Source organism: Serratia sp. TSA_130.1 (assembly GCF_052691795.1).
Window position 1 is genome coordinate 979,368 of sequence record NZ_JBQZFS010000002.1, and the last position, 16,624, is coordinate 995,991.

The window sequence follows — 16,624 nt, forward strand, 5'->3', positions numbered from 1 at the left end:
GGTTAAGGCCATGCTTTGCTGACTTCACGCGAAGAAAAAGCGCAAAATTCGCCGGCTGGCGCAATTGTTATAATATAACACAAATACAATTACCACAGACAGTGCGCGGTTGAGCCGCTGCTGACTCGCTGGGGCGGATATGTTATAAGGGCGGTCTGAATGTTCACTCGCTTTACGTGACGTCTCACTTCACCTTGTTAGGATTAAAACTATGGTTACTTTCCACACCAATCACGGCGATATCGTTATCAAGACCTTTGCTGACAAAGCGCCGGTTACCGTTGAAAACTTCCTGAACTACTGCCGCGCCGGTTTCTACGACAACACCATCTTCCACCGTGTGATCAACGGCTTCATGATCCAGGGCGGCGGTTTCGAGCCGGGCATGAACCAGAAAGCGACCAACGCGGCCATCAAGAACGAAGCCAACAACGGTTTGAAAAACACCATCGGCACCCTGGCAATGGCGCGCACCAACGATCCGCACTCCGCCACCGCACAGTTCTTCATCAACGTGGCTGACAACGACTTCCTGAACTTCCGCGGCGAAAACGTGCAGGGCTGGGGCTACTGCGTGTTTGCTGAAGTGGTTGAAGGCATGGACGTGGTCAACAAGATCAAAGGCGTGAAAACCGGCCGCAGCGGCATGCACCAGGACGTACCGGTAGAAGACGTGGTGATCAACAGCGTGACCGTCAGCGAGTAATCGCGGCTGCATGAGTACGCTGTTCATCGCAGATCTGCACTTGTGCGCACAGGAACCGGCAATCACTGCCGGTTTTCTGCGTTTTTTACGGCGCGAAGCGGTGCACGCCGACGCGCTGTACATCCTCGGCGACCTGTTTGAAGCCTGGATCGGCGACGACGATCCCGAGCCGCTGCACGCGGAGATCGCCGCGGCGCTGAAAGCGCTGCAACAGGCCGGCGTGCCCTGCTATTTCATCCACGGCAACCGCGATTTTCTGCTCGGCAAGCGCTTCGCCCGCGCCAGCGGCATGCAGCTGCTGCCGGAAGAAAAAGTGCTGGAGCTGTACGGCCGCAGGATCCTGATCCTGCACGGCGACACCCTGTGCACCGACGATCAAGCCTATCAGCAATTCCGCCGTAAAGTGCACAACCCGCTGATTCAAAAACTGTTCCTCGCGCTGCCGCTGCGCTGGCGACTGAAGATCGCCGCCAAGATGCGCGCCCGCAGCCAGCAATCCAACCAGTACAAGTCGGACGCCATCATGGACGTCAACCCGCAGGCGGTCGAGCAAACGATGCTGCGCCACGACGTGCACTGGATGATCCACGGCCATACCCATCGCCCGGCGGTGCATCGGCTGGCGTTGAGCAACGGCGAAGCCCATCGCGCGGTGCTGGGCGCCTGGCACGTCGAAGGATCGATGATCAAAGTCAGCGCCGACGCCGTCGAGCTGATCCAATTCCCGTTCTGAGTTCCGCACTGGCGCGCGGGTGAAAATTCGCGCTTTCGCCGGTGAAAACCGGCGACGCAACCGTTTTCCTTACCGTGCGCTCATGGTATGCTCTACGCCCTCATTCGGCCCTCAGCCGACGCCAGACAAATCACAGGAGCCTTACACCCATGGGAGCCAACGCCGCTTCAGCCGCCAATGCCGGGGCTAAAATCGCAATTGTAATGGGATCGAAAAGTGACTGGGCCACCATGCAGTTCGCCGCCGAAGTCCTGACCCAGCTCGATGTCCTCTTCCATGTCGAAGTCGTTTCCGCTCACCGCACGCCGGACAAGCTGTTCAGCTTCGCCGAGCAGGCTGCCGCCAACGGCTTTGACGTGATCATCGCCGGCGCCGGCGGTGCCGCGCATCTGCCGGGCATGCTGGCGGCGAAAACGCTGGTGCCGGTGCTGGGTGTGCCGGTGCAAAGCGCCGCGCTGAGCGGCGTGGACAGCCTCTACTCCATCGTGCAGATGCCGCGCGGCATTCCGGTGGGGACGCTGGCGATCGGCAAAGCCGGCGCCGCCAACGCCGGGCTGCTGGCGATGCAGATCCTGGCGCTGCACGATGCCGCCCTGGCGCAGCGTTTGGCGGACTGGCGTCAGGCGCAGACTGAAGACGTTTTGAACCACCCCGATCCGCGGGAGGACGCATGAAGCCGGTTTGCGTATTGGGCAACGGTCAGCTGGGGCGCATGCTGCGCCAGGCCGGCGAACCGCTAGGCATCGCCGTCTACCCTGTCGGCATCGATGCCGAACCCGAGGCGGTGCCGTATCAGAACAGCGTCATTACCGCCGAGATTGAACGCTGGCCGGAAACCGCGCTGACGCGCGAACTGGCGACTCACAGCGCCTTCGTCAACCGCGACATCTTCCCGCGTTTGGCGGATCGCCTGACGCAAAAGCAGCTGCTCGATCAGCTCGGCCTGGCGACCGCGCCGTGGCAGCTGCTGGCGAGCGCCGCCGAATGGCCGCAGGTGTTCGCTGCACTGGGCGAGCTGGCGATCGTCAAACGCCGGGTCGGCGGCTATGACGGCCGCGGCCAGTGGCGCTTGCGTCCGGGGCAGGAAGCCGAACTGCCGGCCGATGCCTATGGCGAGTGCATCGTCGAGCAAGGCATCAATTTCTCCGGCGAAGTGTCGCTGGTGGGCGCGCGCGGCCACGACGGCCGTTCGGTCTTCTACCCGCTGACCCACAACCTGCATGAAGACGGCATCCTGCGCGCCAGCGTGGCGCTGCCGCAGCCCAATCCGGCGCTGCAGCAACAGGCCGAGCAGATGCTGGCGGCGATCCTGAACGAGCTGAACTACGTCGGCGTGATGGCGATGGAGTGCTTTATCGTCGGCGATCGGCTGTTGATCAACGAACTGGCGCCGCGCGTGCACAACAGCGGCCACTGGACGCAAAACGGCGCATCCATCAGCCAGTTCGAGCTGCACCTGCGCGCCATCCTCGGCCTGCCGCTGCCGCAGCCGGTGGTGAGCACGCCGTCGGTGATGGTCAACCTGATCGGCACCGCCGTCAACGAACAGTGGCTGTCGCTGCCGCTGGTGCATCTGCACTGGTATGAGAAAGAGGTGCGCCCGGGCCGCAAGGTCGGCCACCTCAATCTGAACGACCCGAGCGCCGCCGATCTGCGTCAGGCGCTGCAGGCGCTGGCGCCGCTGCTGCCGGGCGAATACCAAAGCGGGCTGGCCTGGGCACAGCAGAAGCTGGCTTAACGGTTTACACCGCCGAAAAGAAGAAGGTTCAGCCCAGGCTGAACCTTTTTTATTGCCGCAAAGATCAACGCGAGCCGATATTACGCAACGGTTTGCCGGCCATCAGATTGCGCTCAATGTGTTCCAGTGAAATATTTTTTGTTTCCGGGATCAGCGCCAGCGTGATGAAAACAAACAGCACGTTAAGCCCCGCGTAAACCCAAAAGGTGTGAGCGCTGCCCAACGAATTCAGCATGGTCAGGAACGTCGCCCCCACGATCATATTGGCTATCCAGTTAGTGGCGGTGGAACAGGTGATGCCGAAATCGCGGCCTTTCAATGGCTGGATCTCTGAGCACAGCACCCAAATCAGCGGGCCGGCGCTCATGGCAAAACCGACGATAAACATCAGCAGCATGACGATGGCGAAATATTGCTCCGCCGCCGAGTTCATGCCGATGTTCATCATGGTGCCCAGCGCCCCCATGCCGACGGCCATCACGATAAACCCAAGGATCAAAGTGGGCTTGCGGCCCCAGCGGTCAACCAGCCCAATAGCGATAAAGGTGGCCAGCACGTTGACCAGACCGACGATCACCGTGCCCCACATCTGCTGTTCCGTACTGGCGAAGCCCGCCAGACCGAAAATCTTCGGCGCGTAATACATGGTGACGTTCATCCCGGTAAACTGCTGCATCACCTGAAGAAGAATGCCAAGGAAAACCGCGCGGCGGAAATTTTTATTGCCTTTGAACAACGCCCAACCGCTTTGCTTCAGTTTGAGGCTTTCACGAATTTCATTCAGCTCATACTGCGCCTGGGCACTGCTGTCGCGCAGCTTCTCCAACACCTGACGCGCTTGCTCATGGCGATTACGCGAGGCCAACCACCGCGGGCTGTCAGGCAAAAAGAACACGCCGACCAACAACAGCCCGGCCGGGATGGTGATGACGCCCAACATCCAGCGCCAGGCGCCGGTATAGCTGAATGCCGTATCAGACAGGTAAGCGGCCAGAATGCCGATGGTGATCATCAATTGATACATCGAGATCATGCTGCCGCGGATTTTCTCCGGCGCGATTTCAGAAAGATAAATCGGCGCGGTATAAGAAGCGATCCCCACCGCCAATCCCAGCAGAATACGTGAAACGATCAACACCTCCACGTTGGGAGCGAACGCAGAACACAGCGATCCCGCCACGAAGAGGATTGCGCCGATCATCAAACTGTATTTGCGCCCCAGCCGGAAGTTCATCCAGCCGCTACCGATGGCGCCGACGGCGGCGCCAAACATCATTGAGCTGACCACCCACTCCTGCTGAGAGCTGGTGATCTGAAAAGTATCGGTAATAAACGGCAGGGCGCCGGCGATCACGCCGATATCAAGACCGAACAGCAGGCCGGCCAAGGCGGCTAAAAAACAGACGAAAAAAGTCATGCCGACATGAGTCGGGCTTTTCTCCGCCGGTGTCACTTTGACGGTATCGCTCATACAGCCTCCAGGAGAAAACGGTCATCAGTGTGCGACATGATAGGAGGCAATGCGTCGGAGATAAGTGAGTGCGATCACATTAGTGAAAACGGTTACATTCCATTAAATCTTTTTAGGCCGTTTTTTATGACGGATGAATTCACTTAATACATGCGTAACCCTCTAAATCAATGCGTAAAACAGGCGAAGTCAGCCAACTATCCGCTACACCGATGACCAATGGCAAACGTATCGATATGACATAAATGTAATCGATTTCACAATGAATGGGCATGAAGAGGAATTGCGCCAGTGACGCGCGAAAGAAAATCGGCAGGCCCGGCCACGCTTGGCGGCAACGGGCCTGCGATCGCCAGATCAGCCATCATAACTGCGGAACAGCGCCGCCTCGGCCCCCACCGCCGCCGCGATGCCCGCCACCAGCCCCAGCAGGGCAAACTCGCACCACAGCGTGCGGCGCAGCAGCCGTTTACCGGCGCCCAGCGTGCGATAGACCACCAGCTCCTGCCGCCGCTGACGCATGCCGACCTGCACCTGCGCCAGCAGCAGCAGGCCGCCGCACAGCACCACCTGCACCACCATCACCTCCAGCGCGCGGCTGACCTGTTGCAGCACGCCGCCGACCTGTTTCAGGATCGCGCCGATGTCCAGCAGGCTGAGCGTTGGGAACTGGCGGTTGAGCTGGGTCAACATCCGGCCATCGCCGTCGTAGCGGAAGCTGGTGAGCCAGGTCTGCGGCTGGCCGTCCAGCGCGCCCGGCGGGAAGATAAAGTAAAAGTTCGGCTTCAGGCTTTCCCAATCCACCTGGCGCAGGCTGGTGACTTTGGCGCTGAACGCCTGGGTATCGCCGCTGAAGGTCAGCGTGTCGCCCAGCTTGATCTTCAGCCGCCCGGCGATGCCTTCATCTATCGAGACTTCGCCGCTTTTCGGCGGCCAATTGCCCGCCACCAACGGATTGTGATCCGGCAGCTCGGCCAGCCAGGTCAGGTTCAGCTCACGGTTCACCGCCTCGCCGCCCGGATCGTCCTCATGCACCCGTTCGGTCGCCACCTGCTGGTTTATCTCGGTCAGGCGCACCCGGACGATCGGGTAATAGGTTTCCGGTTTGATCTGGTGCTGCTGCAGGAAGGTTTTCACCTGCGGCACCTGCGCCTCGGTCATGTTGAGCAGGAAATAGTTCGGGCTGTCCGGCGGCAGCTGTTGCTGCCAGCGTTCGAGCAGATCGCCGCGCAGCACCAACAGCAGCGCCAACAGCATGAACGACAGCGAGAACGCCGCCAACTGGCTGATGGTCACCCACGGCTGATGCAGCAGGCGGTTGACCGCCAGCCGCAGCGCCAGACTCTTGAGCGTGATGCGGCGCAACAGCAGCAGGCTGCCCCACCCTATACCGCCCAGCAGCAGCGCCAGCACCGCCATGCCCGCCAGGATCGCCCACAGCAACGTGCTGGCTCCCATCAGCAACACCAACAACGCGACCACGATCGCGGCCGTCACCGGCAGGAAGTAGCGCAGCGGCCAGACGTTGGCCGCCACATCGCGACGCAGCACCCGCAGCGGCTGGGTGGCCAGCAACTGGCGATACGGCCGCAACCCGACCAGCAGCGAAATCAGCACCAGCGCACCGAGCGCCCACAGCCACGGCCAGACGCCGGCGGCGGGCAACGCGGCCGGCAACACCGGCTTCAGCAGGCGAATCAACAGCGCCTCGAACGCCAGCCCGATCGCCCCGCCGCACACCGCCGCCAGCGCCATCACCGCCAGCCACTGGCCGACGATCAATTTGCGCAGCGCGCCGCGCCCGGCGCCAAGGGTTTTCAGCACCGCGATCAGATCGTAGCGGCTGCGGCAATAGTGGCTCATCGCCACCGCCACGGCGGCGATCGACAACAGCAGCGTCAGCAGGGCCGACAACAGCAGGAACTGTTGGGAGCGCTGCAGCGACTTGCCGAGCGCGCTGCCGGACTCCTGCAGCCCGAACCAGCGCTGATCCGGCGTCAACTGCGGCGTCAGCCGTTCTTCGTAACGCTGAATATCCGGCTCGGCGCCGGCGAACATGTAGCGGTAGGTCAGGCGGCTGCCCGGCTGCACCGCGCCGGTCTTATCGACGTCCGCCAGGTTGATCATGATGCGCGGCGCGGTCTGGAATGGATTGAAACCGGCGTCCGGCTCCTGAATGATTTCACCGGCGATGCGCAGCGTGGTGTCGCCCACCTCCAGCGAATCCCCCACTTTCACGTTCAGCAGCGCCAGCAAACGCGGCGCCACCAGCACGCTGCCCGGTTCGGGCTGGATGTTGGCCGGGCGCGTTTCCAGCTTGCCGTACAGCGGATAGGCCAAATCGGTGGCTTTCACGTCCGCCAGCTGCGGCCGATCGCCGGCATAGGTCATGGTGGTGAACGACAGCTGACGGCTCACCTTCAGCCCTTGTTGCTGCGCGTCCAGCAGCCAGCCTTCCGGCACCGGATGCGCGCTGCGCAGCACCCGATCGCCGGCGATAAAATCGCGGCTCTGCTGGCTGAGCCCTTTGTCCATGCGATCGCTGATGCTGCCCAGCGCCAGCACGCAGGCGACGGAGAGCGTCAGCGCCAGCCACACGATCAGCAGCGACGGCGAGCGCCATTCGCGCCAGAACCAGCGCCAGATCATGCTTCCTCCCACAGCTTGCCTTCGCGCAGCCGCAGCCGCCGCTGGCAGCGCGCCGCCAGGGTTTCGTCATGGGTCACCAGGATCAGGGTGGTGTCAAAATCGCGGTTGAGGGAAAACAGCAGGTCGGCGATGCGATCGCCGGTCTGACGATCGAGGTTGCCGGTCGGTTCATCGGCGAACAGCACCCGCGGTCGGCCGCTGAAGGCGCGCGCCAGCGCCACGCGCTGCTGCTCGCCGCCGGACAGCTGCGCCGGCAGGTGATCGAGCCGTTTCCCCAGCCCCAACTGCTCGAGCAACTGCACCGCCTGCTCGCGGCTCTGTCTGTCGCTCTCGCCGCGCAACAGCGCCGGCAGTTGCACGTTCTCCAGCGCGTTCAACGTCGGCACCAGCATGAACGACTGAAACACGAAGCCGACATTCCTGGCGCGCAGCGCGGCGCGCCCCTCTTCGTCAAGCGCGGTCAGCGACTCGCCGAGCAGGCGCACCTCGCCCTCGCTGCCGTCATCCAGCCCGGCCAAAATGCCCAGCAGGGTCGATTTCCCCGATCCGGATTCACCGATCAGGGCGATCGTCTGCGCGGGTTTGACAAGCAGCTCGACTCCGGTAAGGATGGTGAGCTGATGCTCACCCTGACCAACGTGTTTACTAAGATGATGAACTTCAAGAACGTTTTCCGCTGGCATCTTCCCTTCCTTTTGCTGTTGGGATTATTCAGTTTACGCGCTGTCGCCGCCGATACCTTGTTGATTTTGGGCGACAGTTTAAGCGCCGGCTACCGCCTGCCGATCGAGCGGGCCTGGCCGACGCTATTGGCCGAACAGTGGCAGAAAAAACCGGGCGCGCCACAGCTGGTCAACGCCAGCATCAGCGGCGACACCGCCGCGCAGGGGCTGGCGCGTCTGCCCGCGCTGCTGAAACAGCATCAGCCGCGCTGGGTGCTGATTGAGCTGGGCGCCAACGACGGCCTGCGCGGCTTCCCGGCGCAGGACGTACAGCACGATCTCGGCCAGATCATCACGCAGGTGCAGCAGGCCGGCGCACAGCCGCTGCTGATGCAAATTCGCATCCCGCCGAACTACGGCCGCCGCTATACCGAGGCGTTCAGCGCCGTCTATCCGGCGCTGGCCAAACAGTTCAACATTCCGCTGCTGCCGTTCTATATGGAACAGGTGGTGGTGAAGCCGGAATGGATGCAGGATGACGGATTGCACCCCAATGGGGACGCCCAGCCGTTTATCGCCACCTGGATGGCGGAGCGCCTGGAACCCCTAGTAAAACATGAGTCTCACTAAATTAGGGTCGTACACTAGGTAAAGTTATGCAAAAAGCGGTATTGATAACCGGCTGTTCCAGCGGGATTGGACTGATTGCGGCGCAGGATCTGCGCAACCGCGGCTACCGGGTGCTGGCCGCCTGCCGCAAGCCGCAGGACGTGGAAAACATGCGCCAGCTCGGGCTGGAAGGCATCGAGCTGGATCTGGACGACAGCGCCAGCGTCGAGCGCGCCGCCGCCGAGGTGATCGCGCTGACCGACGGCCGACTGTACGGTCTGTTCAATAACGGCGGTTTCGGCGTTTACGGCCCGCTCAGCCGCATTTCGCGCAGCCAGCTGGAACGGCAGTTTGCCACCAACCTGTTCGGCACCCACCAACTGACCCAGCTGCTGTTGCCGGCGATGTTGCCGCACGGCGAAGGGCGGATCATTCAGACCAGTTCGGTGATGGGCCTGGTCTCCAGTGCCGGACGCGGCGCCTACGCCGCCAGCAAGTTCGCGCTGGAAGCCTGGTCGGACGCGCTGCGCATGGAGCTGCACGGCAGCGGCATTCAGGTCAGCCTGATCGAACCGGGGCCGATCGCCACCCACTTTAGCCAGAACGTCAACCAGGCGCAGAGCGACAAACCGGTGCACAATCCCGGCATCGCCAAGCGCCTGACGCTGCCGCCGGAGGCCATTCTGCCCAAACTGCGCCACGCGCTGGAAAGCCCGCGCGCCAAACTGCGCTATCCGGTCACCCTGCTGGCGCACGCGATGAGCGTGCTGCGCCGCATTTTGCCGGGCCGCTGTCTGGATTGGCTGCTGCGCAGCAACGCTTAATTCGCCCGACGGGGTTGAAGAATGGCGGCGCGCCCCCATCTACACCCCATGGCTCCGCACGATCAGAGAGAAAAAAGATGCTAGCTCAAGCTGTTGTTGATATTAACGAAACTAACCTGCACCAGACGCTGGAACAATCGATGTCCACACCGGTGCTGTTCTACTTCTGGTCCGAGCGCAGCCAACACTGCCTGCAGCTCACGCCGGTGCTGGACAAGCTGGCGGCGGAATACGCCGGTCAGTTCATTCTGGCCAAGGTGGACTGCGACGCCGAACAGATGATCGCCTCGCAATTCGGGCTGCGTTCCATTCCGACGGTCTACCTGTTCAAAGACGGTCAGCCGGTCGACGGCTTCCAGGGCCCGCAGCCGGAAGAAGCGATCCGCGATTTGCTGCAGCGTTTCCTGCCGAAGGAAGAAGATCTGAAACTGGCACAGGCGCAGGAGCTGCTGGCCGCCGGCAACGCCGCCGAAGCGCTGCCGCTGCTGAAAGACGCCTGGCAGAGCAGCCAACAGCGCAGCGACATCGGCCTGACGCTGGCCGAAACTCAGATCGCGCTCAGCCGCAGCGAAGACGCTGAAGCGGTGCTGGCGACCATCCCGCTGCAGGATCGCGATACCCGCTATCAAGGTCTGGTGGCGCAGATTGAATTGTTGAAGCAGGCGGCGGACACGCCGGAAATCCAACAGCTGCAACAGCAGGTGCAGCAGCAGCCGGACAACGTCGAACTGGCGGTGCAGCTGGCGCTGCAACTGCATCAGGTCGGGCGTAACGAAGAAGCGCTGGAACTGCTGATGGGGCATCTGAAGAAAGATCTGGCCGCCGCCAACGGCAGCGCGCGCAAAACCCTGATGGACATTCTGGCCGCGCTCGGCACCGGAGACGCGCTGGCCGCTAAATATCGCCGCCAGCTGTACTCCCTGCTGTACTGATATCCGTCATACTTGAAGCTGCATCCAGGCGGCAAATGTGAGAAGCCCTGGGCGCTTAGATAACTAAGTGACCAGGGCTCGAACGTGCAGCCAGCTTGAAATATGACGGGGATTAGCGATAGACCCGCACCCCGCCCTCCACGCCCGCCGGGCTGAACAACACCTGCCACAGCTGAATGTTGCGCGAACGGAACGCGCCGGCGCAGGCGTTCAGGTAATAGGTGAACATGCGTTCGAAGCGCTCGGAATAACCGCCCATCAGATCCGGCCACGCCCGTTTGAAATTCTCCAGCCAGGCCATCAGCGTGCGATCGTAATCGGCGCCAAAGTTGTGCCAATCCTCCATCACGAAACGCCCTTCGCTGGCCTCGGCGATATGCCGCACCGAAGGCAGGCAGCCGTTGGGGAAGATGTATTTGTCTATCCAGGCATCGACGTTGAGATCGGTCTGATTGGAACCGATAGTGTGCAGCAGGAACAGCCCGTCGGGCTTCAGGTTGCGCGCCGCGACGCTGAAGTAGGTCTCATAGTTTTTCGGCCCGACGTGCTCGAACATGCCGACCGACACGATGCGATCGAACTGCCGATCCAGATCGCGGTAATCCTGCAGCAAGATCTCGACGTCCAGCCCGGCGCAGCGTTCCTGCGCCAGCTTCTGCTGCTCGGCCGAAATGGTCACGCCGTGCACCGAGACGCCGTAGTTTTGCGCCGCAAACTGCGCCAATCCGCCCCAGCCGCAGCCGATATCCAGCAGCGTCATGCCCGGTTTCAACTGCAGTTTTTCGCAGATCATCCGCAGCTTGGCCTGCTGCGCCTGCTCCAGCGTCTGCGCCTCTTTCCAGTAGCCGCAGGAGTATTGCATATAAGGATCGAGCATCGCCCGGAACAGGTCGTTGCCGATGTCGTAGTGCTCTTTGCCCACCTGCCAGGCACGCTTGCGCGATTGGCGATTGAACAGCCGGGCATAGGCGATGCGCGCGATGTCGCTCAGGCTTTTCGGCAGCCGTTCATCGACGCCGGCCTGCAGAATGCGGGTGAACAGCATGTCCAGCCGTTCGCACTCCCACCAGCCGTCCATATAGCTTTCGCCGAAGCCGAGCGAGCCTTCCTGCAAAATGCGTTTGAACAGCGCCGGGTTATGCACCCGGATATCCCAGGCGCGCGGGCCGTTGATGGCGACGCCGGCTTCCGCCAACATCTCCTCCACTATGCGATACCAGCGATCGTTCTTCTGGGCGAGTTCATCAACACTGAGCGAATCCATAACAATCCTTGGCCGAAATGTCATTTCAAAAAGCATAGTCGCAAATGAAAATGACAAATTTTTGACGGTAAACACGGGGGGGTTTTTACTCTAGCCAAGGCGAGCAACATCATGAAATGAATAAAAATTATTGAAATCATGCCATTTAGGCATACTTATTTTTCAGCTGTGCCACACTTGTCGTGACAACACTCTGTTCCAGACGCGGGATCCACCGCTCGCGGGTTGCGTCAGCGCCCTGGATTAAGTCGCGGTATCAGTAGGCATTTTTCCGGCGCTGTCGTAATATCTGTTTACATATGTCTGACAGGAGGTTTGCATGCTTACTTTTATTCCCATCGTGATCGTCGTCGCGCTGATTGTGGTGTTCGCCGGCGTCAAAATTGTGCCGCAGGGGTTCCAATGGACGGTAGAACGCTTCGGCCGCTACACCAAAACGCTGATGCCGGGCCTGAACCTGGTGGTGCCGTTCATGGACCGCATCGGCCGCAAAATCAACATGATGGAGCAGGTGCTGGACATCCCTTCCCAAGAGGTGATTTCCCGCGATAACGCCAACGTCGCCATCGACGCGGTGTGCTTTATCCAGGTGGTCGATCCGGCGCGCGCCGCCTACGAGGTCAGCAACCTCGAACAGGCGATCGTCAACCTGACCATGACCAACTTCCGCACCGTGCTCGGCTCGATGGAGCTGGACGAAATGCTGTCGCAGCGCGACAGCATCAACAGCCGCCTGTTGCACATCGTCGATGAAGCGACCAACCCTTGGGGGGTGAAAATCACCCGTATCGAGATCCGCGACGTGCGGCCGCCGGCGGAACTGATCGCCTCGATGAACGCCCAGATGAAGGCCGAGCGCACTAAGCGCGCCGACATCCTGGAGGCGGAAGGGGTGCGTCAGGCGGCCATTCTGCGCGCCGAAGGGGAGAAACAATCGCAGATCCTGAAGGCCGAGGGCGAACGCCAGTCGGCGTTCCTGCAGGCGGAAGCGCGTGAACGCGCCGCCGAGGCCGAGGCGCGCGCCACCCAGCTGGTGTCCGACGCCATCGCCAGCGGCAACATTCAGGCGGTGAACTACTTCGTGGCGCAGAAATACACCGACGCGCTGCAGAAGATCGGTTCCTCCAACAACAGCAAGGTGGTGATGATGCCGCTGGACGCCAGCAGCCTGCTCGGCTCGATCGGCGGCATTACCGAACTGCTGAAAGAAAGCAAAGGCAAATAATCATGCTCGAACTGATCGCGGCGAATCCGCTGTGGTTCTGGCTCTCTCTCGGGGGCGTGTTGCTGGCGGCGGAAATGCTCGGCGCCGGCGGCTACCTGCTGTGGAGCGGCGTGGCGGCGCTGTTGGTCGGCGCCTTGATCTGGCTGCTGCCACCGCTTTCCTGGGAATGGCAAGGCGTGATCTTCGCCGTCCTGACCGTCGTCGTCGCCTATCTGTGGTGGTACTGGCTGCGTCGCCGCCCGGCGGCCGCATCCGGCGGTTCGCCGGTGCTCAACCAGCGTAACCGCCAGCTGATCGGCACCCGCGCCACGCTGACGGAGCCGATGCACAACGGCATGGGGCGCATCAATATCGGCGACAGCAGCTGGCGCGCGCAGGCGGCGGAAGATCTGCCCGCCGGCACCGAAGTGGAAGTGGTGGCGGTGGAAGGGGTCACGCTGGTGATCCGTGCCATCAGCCGTTAATTAGAACGACAACACCCCGCCAGGTTATTGATGATGGGGCACTCCGCCCCCTCGTCGCCCGGGCATTGTTCCGCCAGCGTCAACAGGCGCTGGCGCATGTTCCCCAGCTCGCTGATGTGCTTTTCGATCTCCGCCACCTTCTGCAGCGTGCGCGCCTTCACGTCGGCGCTGTGGCGGGCCGGATCGTTGAACAACGCTACCAGCTCGCGGCACTCGTCCAGGTTGAAGCCCACCTGCCGCGCCTGACGCAGCAGCGTCAGCTCTTCGACATGCTTGGCGGAATAGTGGCGGTAACCGTTGTCGCTGCGGATCGGGGCGGTAATCAACGCTTTCTCTTCGTAAAAACGAATCGTCTTGCTGGTTAAACCGGTTTTTTTCGCGACGTCGCTAATATTCATTTTCCCTCCTTGACCTTACCCTTGCTGGAAGGTTTAAGCTCCATTCTTAGTGAAAACAGGTCAGGCGGTCAACCTTTAAACACCGCCTCTACGCAAGGAGTTCAATCATGTCACACACCACTATGCTGGCATTGCAGGGGTTGTCCTGCATGAACTGCGCGCAGCGGGTGAAAAAAGCCCTGGAAAGCCGCAGCGATGTCGAACAGGCGGAGGTTAACGTCCATTACGCCAAAGTGACCGGCGAAGCGCCGGACAGCGCATTGATCGACAGCGTGATCGCCGCCGGCTATCAGGCAGAAGTCGCGCCGCGCGCCGACACCGAATTACAGCTGAGCGGCCTGAGCTGCATGCACTGCGTCGGCAGCACCCGCAAGGCGCTGGAAGCGGTGCCGGGGGTGTTCGCCGCCGACGTCGAGATCGACAACGCGAAAGTGTACGGCGATGCCGATCCGCAGGCGCTGATCGCCGCGGTGGAACATGCCGGTTATCACGCCAGCGTGGCGGGCGCCGTCGTCCCAAAAACTGAGCCGTTGACTGACGCAACACCTTCGTTGCCGGACGTTCAGCCAGCGGCGCAGCCTTCTCTTCCGGCAACCGACAGCGCGGACGACAGCGTACAGCTGCTGCTCAGCGGCATGACCTGCGCCAGCTGCGTCAATAAGGTGCAGCAGGCGCTGCAAAGCGTTCCCGGCGTGGAGCATGCGCGCGTCAACCTGGCGGAGCGCAGCGCGCTGGTGACCGGCGCCGCCGATGCGCAGGCGCTGGTGGCGGCGGTGGAAAAAGCCGGCTACGGCGCCGAGATGATTCAGGACGAAACCGAACGCCGCGAACGTCAGCAACAGACCGCACGCGCCAACATGAAGCGCTTTAGCTGGCAGGCGGCGCTGGGGCTGGCGTTGGGTATCCCACTGATGGCCTGGGGGCTGTTCGGCGGCAGCATGACGCTGACGCCGGAAACCCAGCGCCCCTGGCTGCTGGTCGGCGTCATTACCCTGGCGGTGATGGTGTTCGCCGGCGGGCACTTCTACCGCAACGCCTGGCGCGCATTGATGAACGGCAGCGCCACCATGGATACCCTGGTGGCGCTCGGCACCGGCGCCGCCTGGCTCTATTCGATCGCCGTCAACATTTGGCCCGATTTCTTCCCGATGGAGGCGCGTCACCTCTATTACGAGGCCAGCGCGATGATCATCGGTTTGATCAACCTCGGCCATGCGCTGGAACAGCGCGCCCGCCAGCGTTCTTCGCAGGCGCTGGAGCGGCTGCTCGATCTGACGCCGCCCACCGCGCGGCTGGTGACTGACGACGGCGAGCGCGATATTCCGCTGGCGGAGGTGCAGCTCGGCATGACGCTGCGGCTGACCACCGGCGATCGCGTGCCGGTCGACGGTGAAATCGTGCAGGGCGAAGTCTGGCTCGATGAAGCGATGCTGATCGGCGAAGCGGTGCCGCAGCAAAAAGGCCCCGGCGACACGGTGCATGCCGGGACGGTAGTCGACGACGGCAGCGTGCTGTTCCGCGCCGCCGCCATCGGCAGCCAAACCACGCTGGCGCGCATCATCAAACTGGTGCGTCAAGCGCAGAGCAGTAAGCCGGCGATTGGCCAGTTGGCCGACCGCGTCTCGGCGGTGTTCGTGCCGGCGGTGGTGGCGATCGCCCTGTTCAGCGCGGCGGTGTGGTACTTCTTTGGCCCGCAGCCGCAGCTGGTCTATACGCTGGTGATCGCCACCACGGTGCTGATCATCGCCTGCCCATGTGCGTTGGGATTGGCGACGCCGATGTCGATCATCTCCGGCGTGGGCCGCGCGGCGGAATTCGGCGTGCTGGTGCGCGACGCCGACGCCCTGCAGCAGGCCAGCCAGTTGGACACCCTGGTGTTCGATAAAACCGGCACCCTGACGGAAGGGAAACCGCAGGTGGTGGAGATCCTGACCTTCAATCAGGTCAGCGAACAGCAGGCGCTCGGCTGGGCCGCCGCGCTGGAACAAGGCTCCAACCACCCGCTGGCGCGCGCCATCATGGAACGCGCCGCCGGGCAAACGCTGCCGCAGGTGGCGCAGTTCCGCACCCTGCGCGGCGCCGGCGTCAGCGGGGAGATCGACGGCGTGCAGGTGCTGCTGGGCAACGCCGCGCTGCTGAAACAACATCAGGTCGCGGCCGACGAACTGGAGGCGCCGATGCGCGCCCAGGCCGAACGCGGCGTGACGCCGGTGCTGCTGGCCGTTGACGGTAAACCGGCTGCGCTGTTCGCCATTCGCGATCCGCTGCGCGAGGACAGCGTAGCGGCGCTGCAGCGCCTGCACCAGCAGGGATATCAGCTGGTGATGCTGACCGGCGACAACCCGGTGACCGCCAACGCCATCGCCAAAGAGGCCGGTATCGATCGGGTGATTGCCGGCGTGCTGCCGGACGGCAAAGCGGCGGCGATCAAACAGCTGCAGGCGCAGGGCCAACGCGTGGCGATGGTCGGCGACGGCATCAACGACGCCCCGGCGCTGGCGCAGGCCGACGTGGGCATCGCGATGGGCGGCGGCAGCGACATCGCCATCGAGACCGCCGCCATCACCCTGATGCGTCACAGCCTGCACGGGGTGGCGGATGCGGTGGAACTGTCGAAGGCCACGCTGCGCAACATGAAGCAAAACCTGTTTGGCGCCTTTATTTACAATACGCTGGGCATTCCGATCGCCGCCGGCGTGCTCTACCCGCTGACCGGCACGCTGCTCAGCCCGGTGGTGGCGGGCGCGGCGATGGCGCTGTCGTCCATTACCGTGGTCAGCAACGCCAACCGGCTGCTGCGTTTTAAACCCAGGAAGTAAGCTCCGGGGCGCCATCAAGGCGCCCCGCTGTTTTCCGGGCTTCCCTGCGCGGCGGATAGCGTTTAGCATGAATGACGATTTTCCCTCGCCTTGCACGCGAAAACGCGCACCCGTTATTCAGGAGCCACGC

14 protein-coding genes and 1 pseudogene are annotated in these 16,624 nt (G+C 62.3%); 10 read left to right on the top strand and 5 right to left on the bottom strand.

Annotated elements, in window-relative coordinates; genetic code table 11:
- Positions 1-211: 211 nt before the first annotated feature.
- From ppiB to purK, 4 genes are all read left to right on the top strand, one after another.
- Positions 212-706: a peptidylprolyl isomerase B gene (gene ppiB, locus ACUTQY_RS11600; protein WP_016928800.1), complete on the top strand. Its 495-nt coding sequence runs from the start codon at positions 212-214 to the stop codon at positions 704-706.
- A gap of 10 nt (positions 707-716) precedes the next feature.
- The gene (locus ACUTQY_RS11605) at positions 717-1,439 is read left to right on the top strand and encodes a UDP-2,3-diacylglucosamine diphosphatase (protein ID WP_033642139.1); all 723 of its coding nucleotides are present in this window, start codon (positions 717-719) and stop codon (positions 1,437-1,439) included.
- A 149-nt stretch (positions 1,440-1,588) separates the two neighbouring features.
- Positions 1,589-2,113 (top strand): 5-(carboxyamino)imidazole ribonucleotide mutase, encoded by a 525-nt coding sequence (gene purE / locus ACUTQY_RS11610; RefSeq protein ID WP_046688389.1) that lies wholly within the window; start codon positions 1,589-1,591, stop codon positions 2,111-2,113.
- Positions 2,110-3,177 carry a 5-(carboxyamino)imidazole ribonucleotide synthase gene (gene purK / locus ACUTQY_RS11615; RefSeq protein WP_016928803.1) on the top strand — a complete coding sequence of 356 codons (1,068 nt, stop codon included), beginning with the start codon at positions 2,110-2,112 and terminating at the stop codon, positions 3,175-3,177. The genes purE and purK overlap by 4 nt, the downstream gene beginning before the upstream one ends.
- A 64-nt stretch (positions 3,178-3,241) precedes the next feature.
- Here the strand turns inward: purK and ACUTQY_RS11620 are convergent, their stop codons facing one another.
- The 3 genes and pseudogenes from ACUTQY_RS11620 to ybbA all read right to left on the bottom strand — a co-directional run bounded on the left by ACUTQY_RS11620 (position 3,242) and on the right by ybbA (position 7,980).
- Positions 3,242-4,648, bottom strand: a complete 1,407-nt coding sequence (locus tag ACUTQY_RS11620; protein WP_033642138.1) for a sugar porter family MFS transporter — start codon at positions 4,646-4,648, stop codon at positions 3,242-3,244.
- Positions 4,649-5,023: 375 nt separating this feature from the next.
- Positions 5,024-7,297, bottom strand: a pseudogene (ybbP, locus tag ACUTQY_RS11625) (putative ABC transporter permease subunit YbbP); the annotation flags it as partial.
- Positions 7,294-7,980, bottom strand: coding sequence for a putative ABC transporter ATP-binding protein YbbA (gene ybbA, locus ACUTQY_RS11630; RefSeq protein WP_004940192.1), 687 nt, complete (start codon positions 7,978-7,980; stop codon positions 7,294-7,296). The gene ybbA and the pseudogene ybbP, both read right to left, overlap by 4 nt.
- Here ybbA and tesA point away from each other — a divergent pair.
- From tesA to ACUTQY_RS11645, 3 genes are all read left to right on the top strand, one after another.
- Positions 7,951-8,589: a multifunctional acyl-CoA thioesterase I/protease I/lysophospholipase L1 gene (gene tesA, locus ACUTQY_RS11635; protein ID WP_167337859.1), complete on the top strand. Its 639-nt coding sequence runs from the start codon at positions 7,951-7,953 to the stop codon at positions 8,587-8,589. The genes ybbA and tesA overlap by 30 nt on opposite strands.
- Positions 8,590-8,615: 26 nt before the next feature.
- Positions 8,616-9,392, top strand: coding sequence for an SDR family oxidoreductase (locus tag ACUTQY_RS11640; protein WP_016928808.1), 777 nt, complete (start codon positions 8,616-8,618; stop codon positions 9,390-9,392).
- Between the two features lie 77 nt (positions 9,393-9,469).
- The gene (locus tag ACUTQY_RS11645) at positions 9,470-10,324 is read left to right on the top strand and encodes a co-chaperone YbbN (protein WP_033642135.1); all 855 of its coding nucleotides are present in this window, start codon (positions 9,470-9,472) and stop codon (positions 10,322-10,324) included.
- A 112-nt stretch (positions 10,325-10,436) separates the two neighbouring features.
- Here ACUTQY_RS11645 and cfa read toward each other — a convergent pair whose 3' ends face one another.
- Positions 10,437-11,588 (bottom strand): cyclopropane fatty acyl phospholipid synthase, encoded by a 1,152-nt coding sequence (gene cfa / locus ACUTQY_RS11650; RefSeq protein WP_033642134.1) that lies wholly within the window; start codon positions 11,586-11,588, stop codon positions 10,437-10,439.
- Positions 11,589-11,907: 319 nt separating this feature from the next.
- Here cfa and ACUTQY_RS11655 point away from each other — a divergent pair, with 319 nt between their 5' ends.
- Positions 11,908-12,813 (top strand): SPFH domain-containing protein, encoded by a 906-nt coding sequence (locus ACUTQY_RS11655; RefSeq protein ID WP_004940203.1) that lies wholly within the window; start codon positions 11,908-11,910, stop codon positions 12,811-12,813.
- A gap of 2 nt (positions 12,814-12,815) precedes the next feature.
- Entirely contained in the window at positions 12,816-13,277 is a 462-nt protein-coding gene (locus ACUTQY_RS11660) for an NfeD family protein (protein WP_033642133.1), read from the top strand.
- Here the strand turns inward: ACUTQY_RS11660 and cueR are convergent.
- Positions 13,274-13,675 (bottom strand): Cu(I)-responsive transcriptional regulator, encoded by a 402-nt coding sequence (gene cueR / locus ACUTQY_RS11665; protein WP_025301807.1) that lies wholly within the window; start codon positions 13,673-13,675, stop codon positions 13,274-13,276. The genes ACUTQY_RS11660 and cueR overlap by 4 nt on opposite strands.
- Positions 13,676-13,782: 107 nt before the next feature.
- Here cueR and copA point away from each other — a divergent pair, with 107 nt between their 5' ends.
- On the top strand, positions 13,783-16,494 hold the full coding sequence (copA, locus tag ACUTQY_RS11670; protein WP_342188265.1) for a copper-exporting P-type ATPase CopA: 2,712 nt from the start codon (positions 13,783-13,785) through the stop codon (positions 16,492-16,494).
- Positions 16,495-16,624 lie beyond the last annotated feature (130 nt).

Bases quoted from the DNA above. Each gene is read 5' to 3' on its own strand.
- ACUTQY_RS11620 (WP_033642138.1), bottom strand. From the start codon at position 4,648: ATGAGCGATACCGTCAAAGTGACACCGGCGGAGAAAAGCCCGACTCAT.
- purE (WP_046688389.1), top strand. From the start codon at position 1,589: ATGGGAGCCAACGCCGCTTCAGCCGCCAATGCCGGGGCTAAAATCGCA.
- cfa (WP_033642134.1), bottom strand. From the start codon at position 11,588: ATGGATTCGCTCAGTGTTGATGAACTCGCCCAGAAGAACGATCGCTGG.
- ACUTQY_RS11660 (WP_033642133.1), top strand. From the start codon at position 12,816: ATGCTCGAACTGATCGCGGCGAATCCGCTGTGGTTCTGGCTCTCTCTC.
- purK (WP_016928803.1), top strand. From the start codon at position 2,110: ATGAAGCCGGTTTGCGTATTGGGCAACGGTCAGCTGGGGCGCATGCTG.
- ybbA (WP_004940192.1), bottom strand. From the start codon at position 7,980: ATGCCAGCGGAAAACGTTCTTGAAGTTCATCATCTTAGTAAACACGTT.
- ACUTQY_RS11640 (WP_016928808.1), top strand. From the start codon at position 8,616: ATGCAAAAAGCGGTATTGATAACCGGCTGTTCCAGCGGGATTGGACTG.
- tesA (WP_167337859.1), top strand. From the start codon at position 7,951: ATGAACTTCAAGAACGTTTTCCGCTGGCATCTTCCCTTCCTTTTGCTG.
- copA (WP_342188265.1), top strand. From the start codon at position 13,783: ATGTCACACACCACTATGCTGGCATTGCAGGGGTTGTCCTGCATGAAC.
- cueR (WP_025301807.1), bottom strand. From the start codon at position 13,675: ATGAATATTAGCGACGTCGCGAAAAAAACCGGTTTAACCAGCAAGACG.
- ppiB (WP_016928800.1), top strand. From the start codon at position 212: ATGGTTACTTTCCACACCAATCACGGCGATATCGTTATCAAGACCTTT.
- ACUTQY_RS11605 (WP_033642139.1), top strand. From the start codon at position 717: ATGAGTACGCTGTTCATCGCAGATCTGCACTTGTGCGCACAGGAACCG.
- ACUTQY_RS11655 (WP_004940203.1), top strand. From the start codon at position 11,908: ATGCTTACTTTTATTCCCATCGTGATCGTCGTCGCGCTGATTGTGGTG.
- ACUTQY_RS11645 (WP_033642135.1), top strand. From the start codon at position 9,470: ATGCTAGCTCAAGCTGTTGTTGATATTAACGAAACTAACCTGCACCAG.